This is a genomic window from uncultured Desulfovibrio sp. (genome assembly GCF_910584445.1).
Taxonomy (GTDB): domain Bacteria; phylum Desulfobacterota; class Desulfovibrionia; order Desulfovibrionales; family Desulfovibrionaceae; genus Desulfovibrio.
On record NZ_CAJUBO010000010.1, the window covers coordinates 38,604 to 54,948 of the forward strand.

Consider the following 16,345-nt stretch of genomic DNA (forward strand, 5'->3'; position numbering starts at 1 on the left):
GCGTCATGTACAGCAAGGTTCTTTTGCCGGTCAGCGGCAAAACCCACGGCGAACGCTCCCGCAAGGCTCTGGTCAAGGCCATGGGCGTCAGCGCGGGCGAGATCGTGCTGCTCCATGTTACCGAACCCGTCTCGCAGGTGGTGGGCGGCGAGGCGCACACGGAGCTGCAGCGCGAGGCGGCGGCCAGGGGGCTGACCCTCCTCTGTCCCATCATCGAGGCGCTGGAAACGGCGGGGGCGGCCTTCCACACGCGCGTGGAGGAAGGCACTCCGGCGGAGACCATCGTACGCGTCGCCGATGAGGAAAAGGTGGATCTCATCGTCATGTACACCGATGGCCGCGACGGTCTGGGGGACATGCTGCTCGGCTCCATCACCGAGCGCGTGCTCCGCAATACGGGCGTGGACCTGCTGGCGGTGCGCAGCTAGCGCGGGAGAGCGTTGCCCGCGCCGCCATGCCCGCGGGGCATCCGGGGGCCTGAAACGTTCCGTCGGGCGGGACGCGCGCCGTTGCGGACAGCTCCCGCGTGCTGAACGTTCCGGGAGGTGTCCATGCTTGTCCTCACAGCGGAGATCCTGCTGTTTCTCGCCGTCCACTGCCTTTCCTGGGTGGCCGCGGGGCACGCGCTGCTCACCAAGCACGACCCCCGGGCCGCCCTGGGCTGGACGGCATGCGTGCTTCTCTTGCCCCTCATCGGGCCGCTTCTCTATGTCCTGTTCGGTATCAGCCGCGCGCAAAGCCGGGCCGAAAAAATCATGCGCCGCCAGGCGGCGCACAGCCCGGCCGCGCCGTTTCCCCCGGCGGCGCCCGGACCGTCCGGGGAAGAGCCGGACATCGGGACGGCGCAAGCCCTGTGCCTTGCGCGCACGGGGCGCAGGCTGACGGGGGTGCCCCTGTGCGCCGGCAATGCCGTGCGTCCCCTGCAGAACGGCGACGAGGCCTATCCCGCCATGCTCGCGGCCATCGCTGCCGCGCGGTCCCATGTCTTTCTCGCCACCTATATCTTCAATGCCGGCAAGGTGGGGCACGCCTTCGTGGAGGCGCTCGCCGCGGCTGCGGCGCGCGGCGTGGACGTGCGTGTCCTCGTGGACGGCGTGGGCGCCCTCTATTCCTGGCGCAAACCCTGGAAGATGCTCGCGCGGCGCGGCGTGCGGACCGCGCGCTTTCTGCCGCCGGCCCTGCTGCCGCCGAGCCTGACCATCAACCTCCGCAATCATCGCAAGGTGCTTATCTGCGATGCCGTGGGCTTCACCGGGGGCATGAACATCGCCGACGGCAACCTGGAAAGCGCGGGACCCCATCGCATCCAGGACATGCATTTCCGTTGCGAGGGTCCCGTGGTCAGCCAGTTGCGCCATGCCTTCCAGCTCAACTGGAACTTCTGCACGGACGAATATGTCCCGCTGCCGCCGCTGCCCGATGCGGAGGCGGGTCCGAGCCGGTGCCGCGTCATCGTGGACGGTCCCGGCAACGACGCGGATGTGCTCAATGACCTGATCTGCGGCGCCATCAACGTGGCGCGCGAGCGCGTGCGCATCATGACCCCGTATTTCCTGCCCTCGCATGACCTCATGGCCGCCCTGCGCTCGGCGGGGCAGCGGGGCGTGGATGTGCGCGTGGTGCTCCCGCAGAAAAACAATCTTCCCTACATGAACTGGGCCACCTGCCGGCTTCTGCCCGGGCTGCTCGCCGCCGGCGTGCGCGTCTGGTTCCAGCCGCCCCCGTTTGCACACACCAAGCTCCTGGCTGTGGACGACTTTTATACCCAGGTGGGTTCGGCCAATCTGGATGCCCGTTCCCTGCGCCTGAACTTCGAACTGAACATGGAGGTCTTTGACGCCGCCTTCCAGGCGCGGATCGTGGAATTCATCGACGCCACCATCGGCAGGAGCCGCGAGCTTGTCCACGACGAGCTTGTGGCCGCGCCCCTGGCGGTCAGGCTGCGTAACGCGGCCTGCTGGCTGTTTTCCCCCTACCTTTGAGGCAGGCGGCGCGCCGCCCGGCGTGAAGTTTTTTTCGCGCAACGGCCTGGACCGCAACAGGGCGGATTTATTCGCGGAAATTTCCGGGGTCCTGGAAAAGCCTCTTGCTGCGATTGGAAAAGAGCGCTTTCCATTTCTCCGGTATTCGGGTATGGATGGGAACCCGTCACGAATCCTGCCGTGAACCCGCGCACGCGCCGCCGTCTGCCGGCAGCGCGGGCGTTGCCCGCGCGGGGCGCGGACTGACGGCGTGTTTCCCGTTCCGGCGGTTCCGGCCGGTTGGCGCCGGGCGGCAGAATTCCGGCAAAACCCCGCCATGCGGCTGCGCGGCGGCATCCTGAAGCATGGGAGAAAACGCATGATGACACTCTTCTACCTCTTGGGCTACCTGGCCGTGCTGGGCTTCATTTGCCTTGCCGCGCTGAAGATCAGGACCTACCTCAAGGCAAGCCCGCTCCATATCCGCTGGGAGCTGTATCCCATCCCGCATGAAGGGCCAAAAAAGGAAGCCTACGGCGGCAGCTACATGGAAGAAAAGGACTGGTGGACGAAAAAACGCCATGTGGACCACTGGGGCGACATCAAGGGCATCCTTGTGGAAGTGCTCTGCCTGCATGCGACCTATGAGCACAATCCCAAGCTCTGGATCCGCACCTATCCCTTCCATGTGGGCATGTACATGCTCATGGGCGGCACCATCATCCTCGTGTTCGCGGTCCTGCTCCAGCTGTTCGGCGTTGACCCGCAGGGCGCCTTCATGACCTTTGTCGCCAATGTCATCAATGCGGTCGTCCTGCTGGGCGCCTTCTGCATCGCGGGCGGCGGCATCGCGCTGATCCTGCGCCGCCGGGAGGATGCGGGCCTCAAGAAGTACACCACGGTGGAGCAGTACATCAATCTGGGTTCCTTTGTCCTCTTCGGGCTGCTCACGCTCTGCGCCTGGGCGTTCAACCCCTCCTACTACCAGCTGGCGCGGGATTTCATCCACAATCTTTTCACCTTCAACTTCCAGCCGCTTGGCAGCGCCTGGTTCGTGCTTAACATGCTTGTGGGCTTCTTCCTGATGATCGCCATCCCCGTGACCAATATGGGGCACCTGATCATGAAGTACTTCCTGTACCATGACATCCGCTGGGGTGACGAAGCCACGGTCTACAGCGACAAGAACAAGAAGATCATCGACGAGATGCTCCAGTACCAGGTGACCTGGGCCGCCCCGCACATCGCCGGCGACGGCAGCCCCAGGACCTGGGTGGACGTGGCTACCACCAACCCCGCAGCCCCCAAGAACGACGAGTAGGGAGTCCCGACATGAAAGACAAGCTGTCCCTGAAAGATGTTTCCACCGTTGAAGGGCAGATGGTCAGCATTGACCTCAAGGATCTGCCCGAACTCGCGCTTGACGTGAAGCCCATGCCCTGGAAGCCCTTCACCGACGAGCAGAAGGAAAACACGGCCTGCATCCTCGACGATGTGTGCGTGCTCAATATTCCCAAGCCCAAGAATCCCCAGGAAGAGGAGGAACTGGTCAACAGGTTCCTCACGGGCATGCGCAAGCTCTTCTCCAAGGAGAACAACTGGACGTGCCTGCCCATGCTGGAAAGCAGCATGGAGAATTGCGTCCAGTGCAACTCCTGCTCCCAGGCGTGTCATCTCTGGGAAATGTCGGGCGAGAACGAAATGTACCGCCCCAACTACCGCTCCGAGATCTTCCGCCGCATCTACAAGCAGTATGTGAAGAAGGAGCCGTTCGCCAAGTGGCGCTACGGCGACATGGGACTCAACTGGAAGACCGTGGCGCGCCTGGGCGAACTCGCCTACCGCTGCAATCTCTGCCGCCGCTGCGCCCAGACCTGCCCCATCGGCGTGGACAACGGACTCATCGCCCGCGAGATCCGCAAGCTCTTCAGCCAGGAGCTGGGCATCCATCCCCGGGAGCTGCACGAAAAGGGCACCATGAACCAGCTCAAGGTCGGCTCCTCCACCGGCATGACCCCCGATGTCGTCCGCGAAAATGTGGAGTTCATCGACGAGGATTATTCCGAGATCACCGGTGTGGGCATCACCACCCCCTTCGACGTGAAGGGCGCGGACATCATGCTGCTGCACAATGCCGGCGAGATCATGGCCTGGCCGGAGAATATCGCGGCCTTCTCGCTCATCTTCCAGGAGGCGGGACTTTCCTGGACGCTTTCGAGCAAGGCCGTTGCCTATGACGGCGTGAACTACGGCGTTTTCTACGATGACGCCCAGCTCGCCCGCATCGCCCTTGACCACATGCTTGCGGCCAAGGAACTCGGCGTCAAGAAGATCGTCGTCGGCGAGTGCGGCCATGCCCACAAGGCCATCACCGTCGTCGCCGACCGCGTCATCCCCTACGAGTATCAGGTGCCGCGCGAAAGCTGCTACGTCACCCTGCGCGACATCGTGCTCGGCGGCCGGCTCAAGCTCGATCCGTCGCGCAACGACTTCCCCGTGACCCTGCACGACCCCTGCAATGCCGTGCGCCTCATGGGCATCGTCAAGCCCCAGCGCGACATCCTGCACAAGATCGCGCCCAAGTTCCGGGAAATGCCCTGCCACGGCGTGGACAACTACTGCTGCGGCGGCGGCTCCGGCTTCGCCATCATGACGCGCAACAATATCGACGAATGGCGCGGCAATATCTCCGGCCGCAAAAAGCTGTGGCAGATCGGCGAAGCCTTCAAGGAATGCCTCGGACCCGAGACCAAGAAATACATCTGCGCCCCGTGTTCCAACTGCAAGGGCCAGATCCGCGAGCTTCTGGAGCACAATGACCTGTATTCCAAGAACAGCTTCGCCTACGGCGGTCTGGTGGAACTCATCGTCAACGCCATGAGCAACGTGGAGCCTGGCTTCATCAAGTGGGAAGGCGACGAGTAGCCGCTTCGCGAACGGACATGCAAGGGGGGGCTTCGGCCCCCCTTTTTTTGTCGTGGCGCATGTCTTGAGCCGTCTCCGGGAAAAGGCTATGCTGCCGTCTCATCCCCCAGTTCCCCTCAGCGGGCCTGTGTCCCGGAGGAGTTCCTATGCAGCGCACCCTCATCGTCGATGTCCTTCAGGCCGAAAAACCGGCTGATTCCGTCACCGTGTGCGGCTGGGTCCGCACCCGGCGCGATGCCAAGGGTTTTTCGTTTGTGGAGCTGAACGATGGCTCCTGCCTTGCCAACCTCCAGTGCATCGTGGATGACGGCACCCCGGCGCACGCGGCGCTGGGCGAGTCCAACACCGGCGCGGCGCTCCGCGTGTGGGGGCAGCTCGTGCCCTCACCGGGCAAGGGCCAGAAGTGGGAGCTGCGCGCGGCCGGGGTGGAGGTGTTCGGCGGGGCCGATCCCGAGACCTTCCCCCTGCAGAAGAAGCGGCATTCGGACGAGTTCCTGCGCGGCATCGCGCACCTCAGGCCGCGCACCAACAAGTATGGCGCGGCGTTCCGCATCCGCTCGGAAGCCGGCTTTGCGGTGCACGAGTTTTTCCGTTCGCGGCGCTTCGCCTGGGTGCACACGCCGGTGCTCACCGGGTCGGACTGCGAGGGCGCGGGCGAGATGTTCCATGTGACGACCCTCGCCCCCGGCGAACAGGGAGAGGACTTTTTCAACCGTCCGTGCAGCCTTACGGTTTCGGGCCAGCTGGAGGCCGAGGCCCTTGCCCTGGGGCTTGGCCGCGTCTATACCTTCGGGCCGACCTTCCGCGCGGAAAATTCCAATACGCCGCGCCATGCCGCGGAATTCTGGATGATCGAGCCTGAAATGGCCTTTGCCGACCTGGAAGACCTCATGGAACTGGGCGAGAGCCTCACCCGGCATGTGGTGGAGCAGGTACTCGCGCGTTGCGGCGCGGATGTGGCGCTCTTTGACAGGTTTGTGGAACCCGGGCTGCTGGAGCGGCTCAGGGGGATGCTGCGCCAGCCCTTTGCGCGTATCCCGTATGCCGAGGCGGTGCAGATCCTGGCGGACGCGGATGCCGATTTCGCCTATCCGGTGAGTTTCGGCATCGATCTCCAGACGGAGCACGAGCGCTACCTGGCCGAAACGCATTTTCAGCGCCCGGTCATCGTCTATGACTATCCGCGCGAGATCAAGGCGTTCTACATGCGGGCCAATGACGATGGCGAGACCGTGGCGGCCATGGACATGCTGGTGCCGCGCATCGGCGAGCTTATCGGCGGCTCGCAGCGCGAGGAACGCCTGGACCTGCTGGAAGCGCGCATGGCGGAACTGGGCCAGAAGCCGGAAGATTACTGGTGGTATCTGGACCTGCGCCGCTTCGGCAGCGTGCCGCATGCCGGATTCGGCCTGGGGTTCGAGCGGCTGCTCATGTTTCTCACGGGCATCAGCAATATCCGCGACGTCATTCCGTTCCCGCGCACTCCGGGAAGCCTGGAGTTTTAGAGCGGTTCCTTCAGAGAGCGCGCTCCCTGCGCGCAGGAGCAACCATGATCGACGATCTCCCCCGGGGTTTCAGGGCCGGCGCGGCCGAAGCCTGCTTCCGCAAGGCTGGCCGGGACGATCTGGGCCTCATCGTGTCCGACCGTCCCTGTGTCCTGGCCGCCATGTTCACGAAAAACCTGTTCCGGGCCGCGCCGGTGCGCGTCTGTCAGGAGATCCTGGCGAGCGGCCGCGAGGTGCGCGCCGTGCTTGCCAATTCCGGACAGGCCAATGCCTGCACCGGCGACGAGGGCCTTGCCAACTGCCGCGAGACGCAGCGCCTTGCCGCCGAGGCCCTGGGCCTCGCCCCGGACGAGATCCTGCCCATCTCCACCGGCGTGGTGGGCGCGCATCTCAAGATGGACAACTGGCGCGCCGCGCTCCCCGCCCTGGCGCAAAGCCTGGGCAGCCGTGACGCCGAGGGCTTCACGCGGGCCTTCATGACCACGGATGCCTTCCCCAAGTTCGCCATGCGCGAGGTGCGTCTTTCCGGCGGCGTGGTGCGGCTCACGGTCATGGCAAAGGGCGCGGGCATGATCTGCCCCAACATGGCTACCATGCTCTGCGTGGCGCTCACCGACGCCGCCGTGGAACGCGCCCCCTGGCAGGAGATGTTCCGCCGCGCCGTGGACGCGACCTTCAACCGGGTAAGCGTGGACGGCGATACCTCCACCAATGACACCATCCTCGGCCTTGCCAACGGCGCGTCGGGGGTGGCCGCCACGTCCGCCGCCGACGCGGCCCTGCTCGAAGGGGCGCTCACGGACATACTCGCCACAGTGGCGCACATGCTGGTGGCCGATGGTGAAGGCGCGAGCAAGGTCATCCACATCAGGGTCAGCGGCGCGGCCACCGCGGAGGACGCCGAACTGGTGGCGCGCAGCGTGGGTCACTCCCAGCTGGTCAAGACCGCCATCTACGGCGGCGATGCCAACTGGGGCCGCATCGTCACGGCGGTGGGCTACAGCGGGGCCAGCTTCGAGCCGGAACGGGTGAGCCTGTTCCTGTGCGGCATCGAGCGCTTCCGCCACGGGCAGCCGGTCAATGACGACAAGGAAGACGAGCTTGCGGAACTGCTCAAGGCGAAGGATGTGGATGTGGACATCGTGCTTGGCGAAGGCCCGGGCTGCTACAGCATGCAGGCCTCGGACCTCGGTCACGAATATGTGAGCCTCAACGCCGACTATCGCTCGTAGAGCGTTTTCGCAATGAAATTGCGTAACGCTCTGGCGTCTGCGGGAGCAGACGCCCGCGCCGTAATAAGGCGGAAAACCACGCTTTTCCGCAGAAATGGAGGCGGCGAAACCTGATGAAAATATCTGTCTTGCAGATATTTTCATCAGCAAAATGCTCTAGTGTCTGATTGCAAAAATTCCGCGCAGAATTCTGCGAAGAATTTTTGCAGGATCGTTCGCGAAAAAGCCTGGCTTTTCGCGAATGAACCCGGCCATGCCGCCGCAAAACCCTTGCGGGTTGTAGTGTCTGCTTTTGCAAGTAGACACTGGGCTTCACTTTGGTACTGGGTGTATGGACGTATTGTTGGACTAGGGTCTGGACCTATTCATGTGACTGCTGGCTTGAGATGTGGCAGCTTGTGCAATGCCACAATCATCCGTCAAAAACAGCCCTTTTGCGCTGGCCTGACGCGTTGCGGACGATGCCCGTACCTCGCTACGCTCGAACGGGCACGGCGCTTCGCGCCGCCTTCGGTCGCGTCACTGGACGATTTTTGTCGGTCATGTACGTGAGTACACTCCCTCCAAAAATCGTCCACTTCCTTGCCAGCGCAAAAAAATCTTATTTTTTCGGATCCTTGCGGCGACAGCCCCCGCCCTTCGCTCCGCTTCGGGCGGCCAGCGGAAAAACCTCTTTTCCTCGCTGAAAAAAACATAACGTACTTTAATGAGTCCAGACCCTAACTTTCGTCGCTCACGCGGCGGAAGCTCTTTTTCCCCGCGCCGCAGACCGGGCAGCGCCAGTCGTCGGGCAGATCCTCAAAGCGGGTCCCGGCCGGGATCTTGTGGCGGCGGTCGCCCCGCGCGGGGTCATAGACATAGCCGCAGTTCACCATCTGGCAGCGCCACATTTCCTGTGCTTCACTCATGGGAGGTCTCCTGGCCGGGCGTACCGGCCGGCAGTGTTTCGGTCAACGAATCCGGCGCGTCCGCCGCGCATCGGGCGCACACGCCTTCGAGTTCGATGTGCGCCCGCAGGATGGCAAAACCCTCCGCCTTCAGCCCGTCCAGCGCCGGCGTGAAGGCCGCGCCGGAAACATCGGCGATGCGGCCGCAGCGCCGGCAGCGGACATGCAGATGGGGCGATATGTCGCCATCGAAACGGCGGCCGCCGTTCCCGCCCTCGAGGCGCAGGATCTCGCCGCTCTGGGCGAGCAGCTCCAGATTGCGATAGACCGTCCCCAGACTGATCCTGGGCAGGCTGCGGCGCACGCGCGCGTGGATCTCTTCCGCGGTAGGGTGGTTCCTCGCCTTGCGGAGTTCAGCGAGAATCTCGGCGCGCTGCCGTGTCATTCGAGTTCGCGCTTCAGGCATGCCGTCTCCTCTATCCTGAAACTATGCGCGAAGGCGGCGTTTTCTGTCAAGCCGCCCCGCGCAGGCGCCTTGCCAAGCGGACGTGCCGGGGGTAGGCTGGTTTCGTCGCGCGCATGGCGCGGCCACGGACTCAGCAGGAAAGGGGAGACTCATGAAACGGCATTTCCTCACGGCGCTGTGCGCCGCTGTTGTACTGGCGGGGGCGACGACGCTTGCCGTGCCTGCGGCGCAGGCGGCCTCGGGCGCGGAGGACAGGATCCTTCAAGAGGCATGGACGGCGTACAATATCGGCAACTACAAGAAGACCCTGCGCCTCATCGAACCGCTTGCCGGGGACGGCAATGCCCGCGCGCAGGTCATGCTTGGCCGCTGCTACGAGAACGGCCTTGGCGTGCAGCAGGATCTGGGCGTGGCCGCGCAGTGGTTCCAACTGGCGGCGGAGCAGAATGACAGCGAGGCCCAGGTACTGCTCGCCTACTGCTACCAGGTGGGGGCGGGCGTGCCCAAGGACCCGCGTCAGGTGATGAACCTCATGACAAGAGCGGCGGAATCCGGCAATGCGGAAGCCCAGTTCAACCTGGCGCTCAATTACAGTCAGGGCCTGTACGGCGCGCCCAAGAATGAGAAGGAGAGCTTCCGCTGGGCGGAACTTTCGGCCCGGCAGGGCTATGCCCAGGCCGAGCGTTTTGTGGGCGCCTGCTATGAATACGGCTTTGGCGTCACCGCCGACCCGGCCCAGGCGCAGGCCTGGTATGCCAAGGCCGCGGCGCAGGGCCTGACGCGCGAGGGAAGCATCTTCAACAGGGTGACGGAATACACCATGCCGCCGGCGGAGACGGCGTCGCCGCAGGGCGGCAACGCGCAGTAGGCCGGCGCGGAAAGTTGCAGATCACATGGCAAAACCGCCCGGGACCGTTGTCCCGGGCGGTTTTGCGTGTATCTGGCCTGAGAGCGGTTTGGTAATGAAATTCTCTGAACCGCTCTGACGGCAGCGGGAGCGGACGCCCGCGCCGAACGAGGGCGGAAAACTCCGGCAAATGCTGGAGGCGGCGCATCGATCAGGCTTTTGCCGGACGGTCGATGGGCCGGGCGGGCGCGTCCCGGCACAGCTTCCAGTCCCTGATGCCGAGGTCCACCGAGGCGATGCCGTTATAGGTATCGATGCGGGGGGTATAGGCGATGCGGATGGTCTTGCCCACCAGGGAAGGGGGCAATGCCTCGGCCATGCGCCAGGCCTTGGCCGCAAGGGTGATGCCGCTGGACTCGTCCCGGACGCGCAGGCGCACATGCTCCCGGCTGCGGCCCAGAAAGGAGCGTTCCGTGACCACAAGCGGCGGCGAGGCAAAGACGGGTTCGGCATTTCCCGGCCCGAAGGGTTGCAGCAGCTGAAGCTCCTTGAGGAAGCTGTGGTCGCTGGCAGCGGCGAAGCCCAGTTCGCATTCCAGGGTCAGGGTCGGCTCCAGCGGGTCAGGTCCCAGCGCTTCCCTCACGGCGGCGTCAAAGCGGTCGCGGAACTCCTCCAGCCGGGCGGCTTCAAGGCGCACGCCCGCCGCCTGCCTGTGGCCGCCGAAGCTCACAAGGCAGTCGGCCACCCGGGCGAGTCCGGCGTGCAGGTCGAACTCCCGCACCGAGCGGCCCGACCCCTTGAGCCTTCCCTCTTCCCGGCACAGGACGATGGCGGGGCGGTAAAATTCCTCCACGATGCGCGATGCCACGATGCCCACGATGCCGGGGTGCCAGTCCCCGCCGCAGAGCACAAGGCCCGCATACGGCCGCCGGGCCAGCAGTTCCGCCGCCTGCTGGCGGGCGGCGGCGTGGACGCGTTCCTCCTCTTCCTTGCGTTCCTGGTTGCAGGCATCCAGTTGCGCCGCAAGCCCGGCCGCTTTCGCGTGATCCCGCTCGCGGAGCAGGGCGAGCGCCACTTCAGCGCTGCCCATGCGCCCGGCGGCATTGATGCGCGGCGCCAGGCGAAAGACCACCTGCCCGGCGGTGAGCGCGGCCGCCGGGTCGTGTCCGCTCACGGCCTTGAGCGCCGCAATGCCCGGCCGCGTGCCGCGCCCGATGCGTTCCAGACCGCCGCGCACAAGGATGCGGTTCTCGCCGGTCAGGCGCATGACATCCGCAAGCGTGCCCAGGGCCACGAGGTCCAGCACGTCGCCCATGCGGAACCGCTTTCCCGTTGCGGGGGCCAGCGCGGCATTGACGGCGGCCATGAGGTAAAAGGCGACACCAACGCCCGCAAGGTGTCCGCAGGGCCAGAGAGCCGGGTCACCCGTGCGCGGATCGCAGATGGCGTGCGCCGGCGGCAGGCATTCCGGGGGCATGTGGTGGTCGGTGACGATGACGGTCATGCCGAGCGCCCGCGCCCGTTGCAGGGCTTCGGTATCGGCGATGCCGCAATCCACCGTGAGCAGGATGTCGCAGCCCGCCCGCGCCAGCGCCTCGACGCCGGGGACGTTCAGGCCGTAGCCCTCGGTCTGTCTGTCGGGCAGATGGTGGGCCGCCTCAAGGCCGTGCGCGGCGAGCACATCCAGCACGAGGGCCGTGGCGGTGACGCCATCCACATCATAGTCGCCCCACACGGCGAGACGTTTGCCGGCGAGCAGTTCTTCGGCAAGAAGCGCGGCGGCCCGGGGCAGTTGCGGCCAGCGCTCGGGGGGGGTGAGGGCGTCCAGACGCGCGGAAAGGAAGGCGTCGATGGCGTCACGATCGGTAAAGCCCCGCCGCCACAGGATCTCAAGCAGCAGGGGGGAGATGGAGAGTTCGTCCGCCCAGTGCGCCGGGGGCCGGGAGGGCAGCGCCTGGCCGGACTCTGTGCCCTTTTCTTCGTGCGCGCTGTCCGGGGCCGTACGCAGGCGCCAGTGGCTCATTGCGGCTGTCCGGCCCCCTCGGGAGCCGTCCCGGCCGCCGGGGCAGGATGCGGCGCGGCGCCATGGCTGGCGGCGCTCAGCAGCTCGCGGACCCTGTCCATCTTTTCCGCCGGGACCATGGACTTCTGCAACAGCCACGCCAGGAACTTGAGCGAGATCTCGTGGCGCGGCGAAAGCTCCAGCGCCGCGAACAGCTGTTCCAGGCAGCCGTCGATGTCCTTGGTCTCCAGCAGGGCGCGCGCCAGGTTCATGTGCAGGTTTTCGTCATTGGCGGTGAGCTGGAGGGCGCGCCGGTAGTATTCCACCGACTGCTCCAGCATCTTGTGCTTGCGGAGGTTGATGCCGAATTCGTTGAACAGGTGCTTGTGCTCGGCCTCAAAGGCGCCGTCCAGCTTGACGAGGCGGTCGAAGATGTTCTGCGCCTTGTCAAGCTCGCCCCGTTCCATATAGGTGAGTCCGATGCCGAAGTTGGCGCGCACATTGCTTTCATCGACCTTGAGGGCGCGGGTATATTCATATTCCGCGGCGAAGGTCTCCCCCTTTTCCCGGTGGCTGTCTCCCTTGTCCACAGACTGCTCGATCTCGCGCATCTTGGGGTAGACGGACATCTGGTAGAATTCCGGTTCCGGGGAGAACTTGGCGATGAGTTCGTCCATGGTGATCTTGCGCTTGGGACCGCTCGGCACATAGTTGGAATTGAGCGGCTGGCACTCGATGCTGTCCCCGTGCTGCTCCACAAACCAGAAGGTTTTCTGCACGGTCTTGCGTGTGGTGGTTCCCGTGCCGACCTTGCGGATCTCCTGCGTGGAAAAGACCCCGCGGACATCGGTCCTGTCCTGTGCGGGACCGGCCGTGCCGGACGGCTTCAACGCGGACGAAGGTGAGTCGGGCATGATCTTCCTCTCGGGCTGTGCGCCGGGCCGGGGGCGGCGCGCTCGTTTCTCTCGCTATCTCGTCCCCGCCGGGGAGGGGGGGAGAGGCGCGGCCTTCATTTCTTCCAGGATGGCCGCCGCCGCGCGTGCTGGCGCATCGGCCTGAAGGATGGGGCGGCCGACCACAAGATACTCGGCGCCCGCGCGCACGGCTTCCGCCGGGGTCATGGTGCGGCGCTGATCGCCGGCATCCGTCCCGCCGGGGCGGATGCCCGGGCACAGGCAGCGCAGGGCCGGAGCCGAAGCCTTGATGGCGCGGACTTCATGCCCGGAGCAGACGACGCCGTCCAGCCCCCAGGCCGCTGCGGCCGAGGCCAGTTCATGCGCGAAGACGCCGGGGTTTGCCGTGACGCCGGGCATCTCCCCCGGGCCGAAGCTCGTCAGCACGGTGACGCCGAACAGGCGTGGCGCGGAGGACGCGCGCGCCGCCGCGTCCCGCGCTTCCAGCGCCGCGCGGCACATGCGTTCGCCCCCCTGGCAGTGGAGCGTGAGCAGGTCCACGCCGATGGACGCGGCCGCGGCCACGGCGCGGGCCACGGTGTGGGGGATGTCATAAAACTTGAGGTCCAGAAAGACATGGAAGCCCTGCTCTTTGAGCCGCTCCACCAGCAGCGGACCCCCGAGGGTAAACAGCTCCATGCCGACCTTGCACCAGTCGAGGACCCCGCGCAGCTCGCGGGCCATGCCGAGGGCCTTTTCCCGATCAGGGACATCAAGGGCGACAATAAGCTGGGGCATGCCGTTCCGCCGCGTCATGAGGTGGCGAGAAGCCCGCCCACAAGGTGCGCGTTGCGGGCCGGGGCCAGGGTCGCGGCCACATAGGCCGCCCGCAGGCGGTCATAGGCCGCGTCAAGATCGTCATTGACCACCAGGGCGTCATACCACGCGGCCTCGCGCAGTTCGCGCCGGGCATTGGCGAGACGCCGCTCGATGGCGGCATCGTCATCCTGTCCGCGCAGGCGCAGGCGCCGCTCCAGTTCCGCCATGCTCGGCGGCAGGATGAAGATGAAGGTGGCCGCGTCCAGATTCAGCCTGAGCTGGGCCGCACCCTGGACATCGATGTCAAACAGGGCGTCACGCCCGTTGGCGAGCATCTCGCGCACGGGCGCCAGGGGGGTGCCGTAGAGGTTGCCGTGCACTTCCGCCCATTCGGCGAATTCTCCGCGGGCGCGGCGCTGTCCGAAGGCTTCGCGGCTGAGGAAGATATAGTCCCTGCCGTCCACCTCGCCCGCGCGCGGTGCCCTGGTGGTGCAGCTGACGGAATAGCCGAACCCGGGAAACTCGGCGCGCAGCCGCCGGATGAGGGTCGTCTTGCCCGCGCCGGACGGGGCGCTGAGCACGAGCGCAATGCCCTGGCGCATCAGGCATCCTCCTGGGCGAACCGCTGGCTGATGGTTTCCGGCTGGATGGAGGAAAGGATGACATGGTTGGAATCCGTCACCAGGATGGAGCGCGTTTTGCGCCCCTGGGTGGCGTCCACCAGACGGCCGGCGGCGCGGGCGTCCTCCCGCAGACGGCGCATGGGCGAGGACGCGGGGTTGGCGATGCCCACCACGCGCGCCGCAAGGACGTAGTTGCCGAAGCCGATATTGATGAGTCGTTCGCCAGGCATCGTTCTATTCCAGGTTCTGTACCTGCTCGCGGCACTTTTCCAGCTCGTTCTTGAAGTCCACCACGAGGCGCGAGAGCCTGATGTCCGGGATCTTGTTGCCGCAGGTATTGATCTCGCGGAAGCACTCCTGCAGCGTGAAATCCAGGCGCCGCCCGGCATCGCCCCCGCCGCGCAGGAGCTGGCGCAGGCGTTCAAGGTGGGCGCCGAGGCGCGTCAGCTCTTCGCTGACATCCAGCCTGTCCGCGAGGATAGCCACTTCCTGGAGAAAGCGGGGTTCCTCCAGCCCGAGGCCCTCGGGCGCGAGGAGTTCGCCGATGCGGGCGCGCAGCGCCTCCGCGCGTTCTTTCCTGATGGCCGGCGCGTGCGTCGCAAGCTCCCTCGTCCATGCCTCCATGCGCCGGACACGGTCCTCGAGGTCCGTCGCCAGGGCCGCGCCCTCCGTGGCGCGGGACTGGTTCCAGTCTTCCAGCGCGAGGCCAAGCCCCGCCTCAAGCTGATGGATCAGGGCCTCGTCCGGCGCGCTGCCGTTTTCGCCCCAGAGCGCCGGGACAGACAGCAGGGCGGCGTACTCGGGCGTGAAGCGCTCCCCCCGCGCGCGGGCAAGTTCGGCAAGGCTGTCCAGCATGGCGGCGGCAAGGGCGGCGTCAAATCCGGAGCCGGCCACGGACCCCGAGGCCCGCTGGAGGGAAAGGCTGATGTCCACCCGGCCGCGCGCGGCATGGCGGCGCACCACTTTTTCCAGCGCAGGCTCCAGGCAGCGGATGGCGGGCGGCAGGCGCCATTTGAGATCCAGATGGCGCCCGTTGACGCTCTTGACTTCCCATTGCTGGATGCTGTCGGCGTTTTCCACCAGACAGCGGCCAAAGCCTGTCATGCTGCGAAGCATGCGTACCTGTCCACTGTGTTTGCCGTGCGGCGGCGTTGACGTGAGGAAAAATCTTACTTCAGGGCAGGCCGGAATGCAAGGCGGCCGGCCCTATGCGCCGCCGCATCCCGAAGTGCCGCAACCGCCCGCGCCACAGGAGGGGCCACCTGTGCCGAGCGGACGCACCGGCCCGGGCTTGAAGGGGAACGCCCCGGTCTTGAGGGGGCTTGGCGCGCTGATGCAGCGCTCCGTTTCCCCGGAGGCGCAGTGCGGACAGGCCGGCGCGGACGTGTCCTCCCGCGAAAGCAGTTCCTCAAAGATTTCGCCACAGGCGCGACAGCGGAATTCGAACATGGGCATGGGGCATCTCTCTTTTTCGTGCCCTTCGCACGCTTGCGAAGAGGCGTCCACTGCGGATATACTGAAATACACGGGAAAAGGAAATCGTTTTTCATCCCAACCCGCCGGGAGGACCCGGCGGCCTGCGCCATACGGGGAAACGCCATGAAAAGGATCCTTTTGCTGGCCGGCGACTTTGTGGAAGATTACGAAGCCATGGTCCCCTTCCAGATGCTCCAGATGGCGGGCTATGAAGTGCATTCCGTCTGCCCGGGCAAGAAGGCGGGCGAAACGGTCAAGACCGCTGTCCATGACTTCGAGGGCGACCAGACCTACAGCGAGAAACGGGGCCATAATTTCGCCATCAATCACGACTTTGACGCCGTGGATGTGAAGGACTACGCGGGCCTGGTCATTCCCGGCGGCCGCGCGCCGGAATACCTGCGCCTCAATGCGCGCGTGCTCGACATCGTGCGGGAGTTCCACGCCGCCAAAAAGCCCATCGCCGCCATCTGCCACGGCCCGCAGATCCTCGTGGCCGCGGGCGTGCTCAAAGGCTGCACCTGCACGGCCTATCCGGCGGTGAAGCCCGATGTGGTGGACGCGGGCGCCACCTGGGCCGACCCGGACGCGGCGTGCAGCAACGCCGTGGTGGACGGCATGCTGGTGACGGCGCCCGCGTGGCCCGCGCATCCGGCGTGGATGGCGGCGTTCATCCGGCTGCTCGGGGGCAGCATCAGCATTTAGGGGC

17 protein-coding genes are annotated in these 16,345 nt (G+C 65.7%); 8 read left to right on the top strand and 9 right to left on the bottom strand.

Translation table 11 applies throughout. The features are described 5' to 3' along the window. Positions 1-5 precede the first annotated feature (5 nt). From QZ294_RS06155 to argJ, 6 genes are all read left to right on the top strand, one after another. On the top strand, positions 6-428 hold the full coding sequence (locus QZ294_RS06155; RefSeq protein WP_297048020.1) for a universal stress protein: 423 nt from the start codon (positions 6-8) through the stop codon (positions 426-428). A gap of 123 nt (positions 429-551) precedes the next feature. Next, on the top strand, positions 552-1,982 hold the full coding sequence (locus QZ294_RS06160) for a phosphatidylserine/phosphatidylglycerophosphate/cardiolipin synthase family protein (protein WP_297048021.1): 1,431 nt from the start codon (positions 552-554) through the stop codon (positions 1,980-1,982). Positions 1,983-2,340: 358 nt separating this feature from the next. Next, positions 2,341-3,282, top strand: coding sequence for a respiratory nitrate reductase subunit gamma (locus QZ294_RS06165; RefSeq protein WP_297048023.1), 942 nt, complete (start codon positions 2,341-2,343; stop codon positions 3,280-3,282). 11 nt (positions 3,283-3,293) lie between these two features. Beyond that, positions 3,294-4,886 carry a (Fe-S)-binding protein gene (locus QZ294_RS06170; RefSeq protein ID WP_297048025.1) on the top strand — a complete coding sequence of 531 codons (1,593 nt, stop codon included), beginning with the start codon at positions 3,294-3,296 and terminating at the stop codon, positions 4,884-4,886. Between the two features lie 146 nt (positions 4,887-5,032). Further along, positions 5,033-6,391 carry an asparagine--tRNA ligase gene (asnS, locus tag QZ294_RS06175; RefSeq protein WP_297048027.1) on the top strand — a complete coding sequence of 453 codons (1,359 nt, stop codon included), beginning with the start codon at positions 5,033-5,035 and terminating at the stop codon, positions 6,389-6,391. A gap of 47 nt (positions 6,392-6,438) precedes the next feature. Continuing rightward, positions 6,439-7,623 (top strand): bifunctional glutamate N-acetyltransferase/amino-acid acetyltransferase ArgJ, encoded by a 1,185-nt coding sequence (gene argJ, locus QZ294_RS06180; RefSeq protein WP_297048136.1) that lies wholly within the window; start codon positions 6,439-6,441, stop codon positions 7,621-7,623. Positions 7,624-8,342: 719 nt separating this feature from the next. On the opposite strand, the gene QZ294_RS06185 is transcribed toward argJ, so the two are convergent. Together QZ294_RS06185 and QZ294_RS06190 are read right to left on the bottom strand one after the other, a co-directional pair. Beyond that, positions 8,343-8,531 carry a rubredoxin gene (locus QZ294_RS06185; RefSeq protein ID WP_297048030.1) on the bottom strand — a complete coding sequence of 63 codons (189 nt, stop codon included), beginning with the start codon at positions 8,529-8,531 and terminating at the stop codon, positions 8,343-8,345. Then, positions 8,524-8,976 carry a Fur family transcriptional regulator gene (locus tag QZ294_RS06190; protein ID WP_297048032.1) on the bottom strand — a complete coding sequence of 151 codons (453 nt, stop codon included), beginning with the start codon at positions 8,974-8,976 and terminating at the stop codon, positions 8,524-8,526. Before QZ294_RS06190 ends, QZ294_RS06185 begins: the two co-directional genes overlap by 8 nt. Positions 8,977-9,127: 151 nt before the next feature. Between QZ294_RS06190 and QZ294_RS06195 the strand changes: the two genes are divergently transcribed. After that, the gene (locus QZ294_RS06195) at positions 9,128-9,844 is read left to right on the top strand and encodes a tetratricopeptide repeat protein (protein ID WP_297048034.1); all 717 of its coding nucleotides are present in this window, start codon (positions 9,128-9,130) and stop codon (positions 9,842-9,844) included. Between the two features lie 190 nt (positions 9,845-10,034). On the opposite strand, the gene recJ is transcribed toward QZ294_RS06195, so the two are convergent. The 7 genes from recJ to QZ294_RS06230 all read right to left on the bottom strand — a co-directional run bounded on the left by recJ (position 10,035) and on the right by QZ294_RS06230 (position 15,615). Continuing rightward, positions 10,035-11,846 (bottom strand): single-stranded-DNA-specific exonuclease RecJ, encoded by a 1,812-nt coding sequence (gene recJ / locus QZ294_RS06200; protein WP_297048036.1) that lies wholly within the window; start codon positions 11,844-11,846, stop codon positions 10,035-10,037. Continuing rightward, positions 11,843-12,739, bottom strand: a complete 897-nt coding sequence (locus QZ294_RS06205) for a tetratricopeptide repeat protein (protein WP_297048038.1) — start codon at positions 12,737-12,739, stop codon at positions 11,843-11,845. Before QZ294_RS06205 ends, recJ begins: the two co-directional genes overlap by 4 nt. A 54-nt stretch (positions 12,740-12,793) precedes the next feature. Further along, entirely contained in the window at positions 12,794-13,516 is a 723-nt protein-coding gene (pyrF, locus tag QZ294_RS06210; protein WP_297048040.1) for an orotidine-5'-phosphate decarboxylase, read from the bottom strand. 14 nt (positions 13,517-13,530) lie between these two features. Further along, a complete protein-coding gene (gene gmk / locus QZ294_RS06215; RefSeq protein WP_297048041.1) occupies positions 13,531-14,139 on the bottom strand; it encodes a guanylate kinase in 609 nt (202 codons plus the stop codon). Further along, on the bottom strand, positions 14,139-14,390 hold the full coding sequence (locus QZ294_RS06220) for a DUF370 domain-containing protein (protein ID WP_297048043.1): 252 nt from the start codon (positions 14,388-14,390) through the stop codon (positions 14,139-14,141). The genes gmk and QZ294_RS06220 overlap by 1 nt, the downstream gene beginning before the upstream one ends. A 4-nt stretch (positions 14,391-14,394) precedes the next feature. Next, positions 14,395-15,276, bottom strand: a complete 882-nt coding sequence (locus QZ294_RS06225; RefSeq protein WP_297048044.1) for a YicC/YloC family endoribonuclease — start codon at positions 15,274-15,276, stop codon at positions 14,395-14,397. Positions 15,277-15,366: 90 nt separating this feature from the next. Next, positions 15,367-15,615: a zinc ribbon domain-containing protein gene (locus QZ294_RS06230; RefSeq protein WP_297048047.1), complete on the bottom strand. Its 249-nt coding sequence runs from the start codon at positions 15,613-15,615 to the stop codon at positions 15,367-15,369. 144 nt (positions 15,616-15,759) lie between these two features. Between QZ294_RS06230 and QZ294_RS06235 the strand changes: the two genes are divergently transcribed. Further along, positions 15,760-16,341, top strand: a complete 582-nt coding sequence (locus tag QZ294_RS06235; protein ID WP_297048049.1) for a DJ-1/PfpI family protein — start codon at positions 15,760-15,762, stop codon at positions 16,339-16,341. Positions 16,342-16,345 lie beyond the last annotated feature (4 nt).